The following is a 10,126-nucleotide window of genomic DNA, read 5'->3' on the forward strand; positions in this document are numbered from 1 at the left end:
TTTTTGCATCTGTGGCCTTACCCCAGGTTCTTGCCGAGCAGTGCGTGATACAGCTCACTGTCACCAAGAATCCCCACCACATGGTTGTTATCGTGCAGCACCAGCTTGTTGCCGGTTTGATAACGAATCTGCAGCGCGTCGCGCATGCCGATGTTGGAGTCCACCAGAGTCGGCTTGCGTTCCAGGCCTTCGACGGCTTGCCCCGGCATCCAGTTCTGCAGGTCCATGCTCGAGCCGTTCTTGCGTGCGCCTTTGATGGTGTTGCCTTCAGCCAGGTCCAGCCACGAATCGCCGCCTGGATCGAGGCATACCGAGCCGTTGATGCGTTTGCAGTTGTCCAGGGTGCGCATCAGGCTGCGACCGCACAGTACGTTCAGCGGATTGGTGTGGGCCACGAAGGTCCGCACATAATCGTCCGCAGGGTTGAGGACGATTTCTTCCGGCTTGCTGTACTGGATGATCCGGCCGTCTTTCATGATCGCGATACGGCTGCCCAGTTTCAGGGCTTCGTCGAGGTCGTGGCTCACGAACACGATGGTCTTGTGCAGCTTGCGTTGCAGTTCCAGCAGTTCGTCTTGCAGGCCTTGGCGGATCAGCGGGTCGAGTGCCGAGAACGGTTCGTCCATCAGCAGGATGTCAGCGTCCATCGCCAGCGCACGGGCCAGGCCCACGCGTTGCTGCATACCACCGGACAGTTCATCGGGTTTCTTGTTGCGCCATTGGCTCAGGCCCACCAGTTCAAGCTTGTCATCCACCAGCTTGCGGCGTTCCTTTTCAGGACGGCCTTGCATCTCCAGGCCGAAACTGATGTTTTCGCGCACGGTGAGCCAAGGCATCAGGGCAAACTTCTGGAACACCATCGCAATGCGCTTGGTGCGCATCATTTTCAGTTCGGCGGAAGAACAGGAAGCAATATCGATCTGCTTGCCTTCGTGCTCGACGAACAGCTTGCCGCGGCTGACGGTGTTGAGGCCGTTGATGCAGCGCAGCAGGCTGGATTTGCCGGAGCCGGACAGGCCCATCAGCACGCAGATTTCACCTTTTTCAATATCCAGGCTGGCTTTTTCAACGCCGACAATCTGCCCGGTCTTTTTCAGGATTTCGTTGCGCGTCATGCCTTGATCCAGCAGCTTGAGAGCCTCGCGCGGATCCTTGGAAAAAATGACATCGACGTTTTCGAAGCGAATAATGCTCATGCGTCACCCCCTACTTTGGCGTCGGGTTGTTTGCAAATACGGTCGAGCATGATCGCCAGCAGTACGATCGCCAGGCCCGCTTCGAAGCCCAGGGCGATATCAGCAGTGTTCAGTGCGTTGACCACCGGTTTGCCCAGTCCGTCGGCGCCCACCAGTGCCGCGATCACCACCATCGACAACGACAGCATGATGCACTGGGTGATGCCGGCCGCGATGCTCGGCATGGCGTGGGGCAGTTCGATCCGTGTCAGTAGTTGGCGACGCGAGCAGCCGAAGGCCTTGCCGGCGTCCATCAGTTCTTGAGGGACATCGCGGATACCCAGGTAAGTCAGGCGGATGGGCGCGGCAATCGCGAACACCACCGTCGAAATCAGGCCTGGGACCACACCCAGACCGAAGAGGGTCAGGGTAGGAATGAGGTAAACGAAGGTCGGTACGGTCTGCATCAGATCGAGTACCGGACGCATTAAAGTGTAGAACATCGGCTTGTGCGCCGCGACGATGCCCAACGGCACGCCGATGACCACGCACACCAGGGTTGCGAACATCACCTGGGCGAGGGTTTCCATGGTTTCCTGCCAGTACCCCAGGTTGAGGATCAGCAGAAAGGAGGCAATGACAAAGGCGGTCAGGCCCCATTTGCGCTGGATGAAGTGGGCCAGGATGGCGATGAGGCCGATAAGGACAAAGGGGTTGAACCAGGTGAGCGCGAAAGTCACGCCGTGGATCATCGTTTCCAGCGATACGGCGATGGCGTCGAAAGTGCTGGCGCCGTGTTGCGTCAGCCATTCGACAAAGCTCGCGATGTGCTGGCCTAAGGGTATTTTCTGATCAATCAGCATGGTAGTGAACGTCCGCATGCAAGGAATAAACAGCCCGGGCGGCGAACCGCCCGGCATAAACGATTTACTGCGCTAGTTTGGCTTTCACGGCTTCCAGGCCAGGTTTACCGTCAGTGGTGGTCACGCCAGCGAGCCAGGTATCGAGCACCTGTGGATTCTTTTTCAGCCAGGCCTTGGCGGCCGCGTCAGGCTTCATCTTGTCGTCCAGGATGTTGCCCATGAGTTCGCTTTCCATGTCGACGGTGAACTCCAGGTTTTTCAACAGCTGGCCCACGTTGCTGCATTCCTCGGCGTAACCCTTGCGGGTGTTGGTCGCTACGGTGGCGGCGCCGAAATCCGGGCCAAAGAAATCGTCGCCACCGGTGAGGTATTGAATCTTGAAGCGCTTGTTCATTGGATGCGGCGCCCAGCCGAGGAAGACCACGGCGGTGTCGCGTTTCTGTGCGCGGTCGACTTGCGACAGCATCCCGGCTTCGCTGGATTCGACGACCTTGAAACCGGCGTCTTTCAAGCCAAAGGCGTTCTTGTCGATCATGCTCTGGATCAGGCGGTTACCGTCGTTGCCCGGCTCGATGCCGTAGATCTTGCCGTCGAGTTCTTTCTTGAATTTGGCGATGTCGGCAAAGTCATGCAGCCCTTTGTCGTACAGGGCTTGAGGCACGGCCAAGGTGTATTTGGCGCCCTTGAGGTTGGTGCGCACGGTGTCCACGGTGCCGGCGTCGCGGTAGGCCTTGATGTCGTTTTCCATGGTCGGCATCCAGTTGCCGAGGAAAACGTCCATGTTCTTGCCGTCGGCCAGGGACTTGTAGGTCACCGGAACGGAAATCATGGTGGTTTTGGTCTTGTAGCCCAGCGCGTTGAGCACGACGCTGGTGGTGGCGGTTGTGGCCGTGATGTCGGTCCAGCCGACATCGGAGAAGTTTACGGTGTTGCACTGTGCAGGTTCAGCGGCTTGCGCCAGAACCGGCAGGCTAAGCATGGCGGCCAACAACAACGACTGGGAACCTTTCATGAATGGACTCCTTGGTGTTTTTTTTTGGCAGTGTTCCGACTTGGACTACCGCACTTATAGGTTGCGGTTGGGTGGCGTTCTTGTGACGGCTTACCGCAGCGCCTTTGCAATCGAGTCGAATAAGATCATGTACCAGTGAAAATCTGACGCCTACAGGGTGCGTCGTAACCAGTACAGGGATGGTCGCATCCAGTGTCGGTGACGTCGTTTACAGATTTTTTCAGGCCCTTTTCCCCTTCTGCACCGGCAAAAAACCGCGAAAACATGGCGCAAAACGCACACGGCGTTCGTGGACAAGAGTGCGTCGGTCCGAGACGTCGAACGACACCACAAAAGCCGGATGATGCAGCCATCCCGGCGGATTGCAGCTTGAGCGTAGCAGCTCCGCCACCGGGCGCTTCTGGCGCCTGGCGTTGGTCCATCCAGGAGTTCTGCAGTAATGGCTATCAGTGTTTTCGACCTGTTCAAAATCGGTATCGGCCCTTCCAGTTCTCACACCGTGGGACCGATGCGCGCGGCGGCGCTGTTCGTGCAGGATTTGCGTGAACGCGGGTTGCTTGAGCGCGTGCAGCGCGTCGAGGTTCAGCTCTATGGATCGCTCTCGGCGACCGGCATCGGTCACGGCAGCGACAACGCAGTGATCATGGGCTTGATGGGTGAGTGGCCGGACGCGATCGATCCGTCGCAAATCGGCATCCGCATCGCGACCCTGCGCGAAACCGACACGCTGCTGCTCGACGGTCGTTTGGAGGTGCCATTCATTTGGGCGCGGGACATGCGCCTGATCGACGAAAACCTGCCATTCCATCCCAACGCCATGACCCTGGTTGCCGAAGGCGCTGACGGCGAGCTGCACCGCGACACTTATTATTCTGTTGGCGGCGGTTTTGTCGTCGACGAGGCCCAGGCATCCAGCGGCGTCGTCGACCTGGACAGCACCGTCTTGCCTTACGATTTTTCCAGCGCCGCCGAGCTGCTGCAGCTTTGCAAAAAACACAACCTGAGCGTGGCCGAGTTGATGATGGCCAACGAGAAAGTCTGGCGCAGCGAAGAAGAAATCCGCAGCGGCCTGATGAAGCTTTGGCGCGCCATGCAGGACTGCGTCGATCACGGCCTCAAGCACGAAGGCATCCTGCCGGGTGGCCTGAATGTGCGTCGTCGCGCGGCCAAGTTGCACCGCAGCTTGCAGGAGTTGAACAAGCCCAATGTGATCGGCTCGACGCTGAGCGCCATGGAGTGGGTCAACCTGTTCGCTCTGGCGGTCAACGAAGAAAACGCCGCCGGTGGGCGCATGGTCACGGCGCCGACCAACGGCGCGGCGGGGATCATTCCTGCGGTGTTGCACTACTTTATGAAGTTCAGCGAAGACGTGACCGACGCCAATGTCGTCGACTACATGCTCGGTGCTGCTTCGGTGGGGATTCTGTGCAAGAAAAACGCCTCGATCTCTGGTGCCGAAGTCGGTTGCCAGGGTGAAGTCGGATCAGCCTGCGCCATGGCGGCGGCGGGATTGGCGCAGATCCTTGGCGCATCGCCTGAGCAATTGTGCAATGCGGCGGAAATCGGTCTTGAGCACAACCTCGGACTGACCTGTGATCCGGTGGGCGGCCTGGTGCAGGTGCCGTGTATCGAGCGCAATGCGATTGCGGCGGTGAAAGCAATCAACGCAGCGCAGATGGCGTTGCGTGGTGATGGTCAGCACTTTATCTCGCTGGATCGGGTGATTCGTACGATGCGTGATACCGGTGCTGATATGCATGACAAATATAAGGAGACTTCGCGCGGTGGGTTGGCGGTGAGTGCCGTTGAGTGTTGAGACCGCGCGGACTTCATCGCTGGCAAGCGAGCTCCCACAGGTTCTCTGGTGGAGCTGATATCTTGAACGCACCACCAACCCTGTGGGAGCTGGCTTGCCAGCGATAGCGTCAGACCAGTCAAAACTGCGCGTAAATCGAACACCCGCACCAAAACGCGCCATCTTTTGGCGCGTCGCTAACAGATAAATGCTCTCATCCAGGGGCGGGTACAATCGGTGCTCCGACCACCCGTCACCCCGTGCCTTGGGTGACACTCTTCCCAGGTTGCCTGCAACCCAGTTCCCACAAGTGCTACCGATCTGCTCACCGCACTTAAGGTATGGCACTTGTCAGTACTGATGGCCATTTAAAACCCCACTCCTTGCGCGTCATATACAGACACATTCCGACGTCGTTTTCAGGAGTTATTGAATGGCTATTCAACTTTAGGCATGGCAATTGCTCTGTCATTACAAAGCCGTCTCCCACATGAGAGCGATGGCAATAACAAGAGCCTCCGCCTGAGGCCATCACCCGCTTTGTGTGAGGAGATACCGCGATGACGACGTTCAACTCCGGGGCCCAACCCCAGAACCGTGCGCCTCAATCCATCGGCTTTCTGCTGTTGGACAATTTCACGCTGATTTCCCTGGCTTCCGCAGTGGAACCGCTGCGCATGGCCAACCAGTTGTCCGGTCGCGAGCTGTATCGCTGGACCACCCTCACCGTCGATGGCGGCCAGGTTTGGGCCAGTGATGGTCTACAGATCACCCCCGACGCCTCGATGCACAAAGCCCCGCCCATGGACACCGTGATCGTCTGCGGCGGTATCGGTATTCAGCGCACTGTTACCCGCGAACACGTTTCATGGCTGCAAAGCCAGGCGCGTCAGTCCCGTCGCCTCGGCGCGGTCTGCACCGGCAGCTGGGCCCTGGCCTGCGCCGGTTTGCTCGACGGTTTCGATTGCAGCGTGCATTGGGAATGCCTGGCTGCGATGCAGGAAGCGTTTCCACGGGTGGCCATGAGTACCCGCCTGTTCACTCTCGACCGTAACCGTTTCACCAGCTCCGGTGGCACCGCGCCGCTGGACATGATGCTGCACCTGATCAGCCGTGATCACGGCCGTGAACTGTCTGCCGCAATCTCGGAGATGTTCGTCTACGAGCGCATTCGTAACGAACAGGATCACCAGCGTGTACCGCTCAAGCACATGCTGGGTACCAATCAGCCGAAGTTGCAGGAAATCGTCGCGCTGATGGAAGCCAACCTCGAAGAGCCGATCGATCTAGACGAGTTGGCGGTGTATGTCGCCGTGTCTCGACGCCAGCTGGAGCGGCTGTTCCAGAAATACCTGCACTGCTCGCCGTCGCGTTACTACCTCAAGCTGCGTCTGATCCGCGCACGGCAGTTGCTCAAGCAAACGCCGATGTCGATCATCGAAGTGGCGTCGGTTTGTGGCTTTGTATCCACGCCGCACTTCTCCAAGTGCTACCGCGAATACTTCGGCATTCCACCGCGTGACGAGCGCGTAGGCTCCAATACCACGCAGCAAGTGGCGATGATGCCACTGCCGCAAGCCCTGGTGCTGTCGCCGCTGTCCGGGCCGTTGTCGGCGCTGAGCCAGGCGCGTAATGAGTCGACGTTTGCCAGTGTAAGGCTCTAAACCGAGGCGCGATTAAAAGATCGCAGCCTTCGGCAGCTCCTACAGGGATCGTGTGTAGGAGCTGCCGAAGGCTGCGATCTTTTGCTTTTTAGCGGCCGGAATGGCTTTGCTGGTAATCGGCCAATGCCGGCAGTAGCTGCTTGTCGATGGCCTGGCGCACGGCCGGCAGGATGGTCGCGCTGCTGGTGTACATCTGCTTGACCATGGTGCGCAGCACGATGGCCCGCTCATTGTTCAAACCGCGTACCGCGATCTCACAGGCCTGCTCGGCGGTGGAGCCGTTCGGAACCTGAAAACCCAATGAAATGAGATGGCCCAACAGGTCTTCCTGGTCAATCAAGTCGGCGTGCATCATGGCGCTAATCCTTCTTCTGGGAACGGGTCTGGCTCGATTCTGGTAGTGGCATGCAGTGGCATCAAGGGCGATTTGTCGCAATGTCATTACTGACTATGAGCACGTCGCTTTCGGGCATCTTTGCTGTTTGGGGAGTGGGCACACTGGACTCAGCTCGCTTCACGAAGGTTTGGTCACCCAAGCGCTGCGGCTCCTCAACAGTACCCTCTGCCTCGGTCATGTCACGGCTTGATCGGGGTTTTTTTTTGCGTGTGAATCCTTGAGGAATCTGTCGTCTGAACTGACGCCTTCGCGGGCAAGCCCGCTCCCACAGGTCCGGCGTCGTACACAAAATCTGTGACAACCCCGGATCCTGTGGGAGCGTGGCTTGCCCGCGAAGAACGATGACGCGGTCTACCGTTGCAACACGAGGATGCGCGACAACAACTCATCGCGGTCGATATAACAACCTTGGAAATGCCGAGCCCCGGTCGCTGGATCAAAGGCATTGCGCGCGTGCAGGGTACGCCGGTTGTCGAAGCACCAGAGTTCACCCGGATTGAGCCTTTGAATCACACGAAAGCGGTCCTCGCGGGTCATGGCGATGAAGCGGCGATAGGCGCGATAGAGCTTGGGCATCTGTTCCACCGACGCATCGAACGGGCCGCGCAAAAAGTTGGCCATGCGGATTTCCGACACGTTCCCCAGGGTGTCTAGCGCGATGATCGGAGCGAGGCAGCGATAGTCGCTGTGACGGTCCTTGTTGCGAAATTCCACGGGGATCTCGCACAGGCTTTTGAAGGACTCGGGATCTTCCCGGCGCAAGGCGTCGGCGATGGCAAAACCGTCGACAAAAATACTTTCCCCACCCTCGGCATCGTTGACCAGGCAATGCAGGAATTGCAGCCCCGGTTGCAGCTCGCGGGTGGGCAAATCCGTGTGCAACGGCAGGTTGAAAGCGGTGTAGGCGTTGCTGTCCGCATCGGCCTTGGATTGCACGTTGAACAGCACGCCGAAATTGCTTTCGCGGATGAAGGAAATCCGTTGGGCGATCAGTTTGAGCGAGCCGGGTTCAGTGGGTACCCCGCGCACTTGGGAAAGGCCGGTATCGCGTACCGCCAGCAGCCATTGCAGCAGGGCGTCGTTGTCGTTCATCAGCGCCTGATACTCGAACACCGGCAGCCTCAGATCGCTATCCCAGAGTTTCGCTTTCGGTTTGCCGGCCTGACGCTCAGCGCGGGACTCATCGTCGTACGCATGGGCGCGCAGCCAGCCTGGGTCGAAGCGACTGATATGGCCATCCTGCCAATCAACCGCCAGGCAACCTTCGGTGTCGACGTGCACGCCGTCGGGCTTCAGCTCTTGAGCCACGTCGACAATTTCCAGTACCTGCTCACGGGTGACGGTGTAGACACATTGCGGGCACGGGCAGTTATCCCGCAACCATTGATGATGAAAGGGGCTGACACGTTGATCGGCCCACTTCACCAGAACACGATCCGCCATCGCCTGCACGCCTGTCAGCGCGCTGATCAACGGATAAGTACGGAAGTCGGCAAAAGCGGCGGCGGTGTTCATGCAATCTCCTTGTTATTTTTTTGGGGGTAACGCGATCACTCGGCCAATGTATGCGGGGGCAGGCAGGTGGGCCTGATCGGCGACGATGGCTTGCAGCTTGCCCAGGGTCAACTCGCTGAACGGAGTGGAGCGCGGCCCGGCCAGATCGACGTGCATCAGCATTTGCTCGTTGCCGGACAACTCCTTGTCGTCGCCTGCCAGATGCAGGCTGTGGTAGAGGTGCAGGCGCTTGCTGTCGTGGCCGATGATCTGCGTGCGCACTTCGACATCGGCGTCGAGTTTCACTTCGTGCAGGTAGTTGAGGTGCAGTTCCAGGGTGAACAGCGAGTTGCCGCTGGCTTCGCGGTTGTTGCTGTCCATGCCCAGACGATCCATCAGCGCATCGGTGGCGTAGCTGAAAATCAGCAGGTAGAACGCATCGCGCAGGTGACCGTTGTAGTCGACCCAGTCGGGGATGATGCGGGTTTGGTAGGTGGTGAGGGTGGGCATGATGTCTGATCCAGAACAGGTGGTGATTGGGCGTTCGTCATCGCCAGCAGGCTGGCTCCCACAGTGGATTGGGGTACACCGCAAAACCCCTGTGGGAGCCAGCCTGCTGGCGATAGGGCCAGTCCTGCTGACCGATTACTCGCTGAAACTCATGCCATGTTTGGCCTTGGTGGTCTTCACCGCCTCCAGCACCGCCATCAGGCAATCATCACGATAGCGCTCCAGCGCCGAAATGCTGTGTTTGCCCAGTTGATCACTGGTGCCATCCACCACGTCATCGATCAGTTTGTCAGTCAGTTCAGGCGCCGGCAGATAGGTCCATGGCAACTGCAATGCCGGGCCGAACTGTGCCATGAAGTGACGCATACCGGCATCGCCACCGGCCAGGGTGTAGGTCAGGAAGGTACCCATGAACGACCAGCGCAGACCTGCGCCAAAACGAATGGCATCGTCGATTTCACCGGTGGTCGCCACACCGTCGTTGACCAGGTGCAGAGCCTCACGCCATAGCGCTTCGAGCAGGCGGTCGGCGATGAAGCCCGGCACTTCCTTGCGCACATGCAGCGGGCGCATCCCAAGGGATTCGTAGACTTGCATGGCCGCCTGCACGGCTTCGGGAGCAGTGTTCTTGCCGCCGACTACTTCCACCAGAGGCAACAGATAAACCGGGTTGAACGGGTGACCGACCACACAACGTTCCGGGTGGGTGGCGCTCTCGTAGAACTCACTTGGCAGCAGGCCGGAGGTGCTGGAGCCGATCAAGGCATTAGGCTTGGCCGCAGCGCTGATTTTGCTGTGCAGTTCCAGTTTCAGCTCGAGGCGTTCGGGGGCGCTTTCCTGGATGAAATCGGCATCGCGTACGCACTCTTCGATGGTGTCGACAAAGCGCAGACGATCTTGCGAGGCGCCGGGCGCCAGGCCTTTTTTCTCCAGCGCACCCCAGGCATTGGCGACGCGTTTGCGCAGCGCGGCTTCGGCGCCGGGTGCAGGGTCCCAGGCCACCACATCGAGGCCGTGGGCCAAGGCGCGGGACACCCAACCGCTGCCGATGACGCCGCTGCCCAGGGCTGCGAAGGTTTTGATTTCGGTGATAAAGCTCATGACACCTTCCTAAGAGAATTCGGTGATCCCTGTAGGAGCTGCCGAAGGGTGCGATCTTTTGATCTTGATGTTCAAAAAGCAAAGTCAAAAGATCGCAGCCTTCGGCAGCTCCTAC

At 58.9% G+C, this 10,126-nt stretch carries 9 protein-coding genes; 2 read left to right on the forward strand and 7 right to left on the reverse strand.

Annotated elements, in window-relative coordinates:
* Window positions 1-17: 17 nt before the first annotated feature.
* The 3 genes from choV to ACRESJ_RS00850 form a co-directional block, all read right to left on the reverse strand.
* Window positions 18-1,196 (reverse strand): choline ABC transporter ATP-binding protein, encoded by a 1,179-nt coding sequence (gene choV, locus ACRESJ_RS00840; RefSeq protein WP_431756184.1) that lies wholly within the window; start codon window positions 1,194-1,196, stop codon window positions 18-20.
* On the reverse strand, window positions 1,193-2,038 hold the full coding sequence (choW, locus tag ACRESJ_RS00845; protein WP_431756185.1) for a choline ABC transporter permease subunit: 846 nt from the start codon (window positions 2,036-2,038) through the stop codon (window positions 1,193-1,195). The genes choV and choW overlap by 4 nt, the downstream gene beginning before the upstream one ends.
* 64 nt (window positions 2,039-2,102) lie before the next feature.
* Entirely contained in the window at window positions 2,103-3,050 is a 948-nt protein-coding gene (locus tag ACRESJ_RS00850) for a choline ABC transporter substrate-binding protein (RefSeq protein WP_431756186.1), read from the reverse strand.
* A 439-nt stretch (window positions 3,051-3,489) separates the two neighbouring features.
* Between ACRESJ_RS00850 and ACRESJ_RS00855 the strand changes: the two genes are divergently transcribed.
* Together ACRESJ_RS00855 and ACRESJ_RS00860 are read left to right on the forward strand one after the other, a co-directional pair.
* Window positions 3,490-4,866 carry an L-serine ammonia-lyase gene (locus ACRESJ_RS00855; protein ID WP_431756187.1) on the forward strand — a complete coding sequence of 459 codons (1,377 nt, stop codon included), beginning with the start codon at window positions 3,490-3,492 and terminating at the stop codon, window positions 4,864-4,866.
* A 539-nt stretch (window positions 4,867-5,405) separates the two neighbouring features.
* Window positions 5,406-6,509 (forward strand): GlxA family transcriptional regulator, encoded by a 1,104-nt coding sequence (locus tag ACRESJ_RS00860; RefSeq protein WP_007975492.1) that lies wholly within the window; start codon window positions 5,406-5,408, stop codon window positions 6,507-6,509.
* 88 nt (window positions 6,510-6,597) lie between these two features.
* Here the strand turns inward: ACRESJ_RS00860 and ACRESJ_RS00865 are convergent, their stop codons facing one another.
* The 4 genes from ACRESJ_RS00865 to ACRESJ_RS00880 form a co-directional block, all read right to left on the reverse strand.
* Window positions 6,598-6,864 (reverse strand): hypothetical protein, encoded by a 267-nt coding sequence (locus tag ACRESJ_RS00865; protein ID WP_431756188.1) that lies wholly within the window; start codon window positions 6,862-6,864, stop codon window positions 6,598-6,600.
* Between the two features lie 393 nt (window positions 6,865-7,257).
* Window positions 7,258-8,421, reverse strand: coding sequence for a gamma-butyrobetaine dioxygenase (locus ACRESJ_RS00870; RefSeq protein WP_431756189.1), 1,164 nt, complete (start codon window positions 8,419-8,421; stop codon window positions 7,258-7,260).
* A gap of 12 nt (window positions 8,422-8,433) precedes the next feature.
* Entirely contained in the window at window positions 8,434-8,910 is a 477-nt protein-coding gene (locus ACRESJ_RS00875) for a thioesterase family protein (protein WP_431756190.1), read from the reverse strand.
* 135 nt (window positions 8,911-9,045) lie between these two features.
* Window positions 9,046-10,011 carry an L-carnitine dehydrogenase gene (locus ACRESJ_RS00880; RefSeq protein ID WP_431756191.1) on the reverse strand — a complete coding sequence of 322 codons (966 nt, stop codon included), beginning with the start codon at window positions 10,009-10,011 and terminating at the stop codon, window positions 9,046-9,048.
* Window positions 10,012-10,126: the final 115 nt, after the last annotated feature.

The sequence above is a fragment of the Pseudomonas sp. genome (assembly GCF_050739655.1).
Lineage (GTDB): Bacteria > Pseudomonadota > Gammaproteobacteria > Pseudomonadales > Pseudomonadaceae > Aquipseudomonas.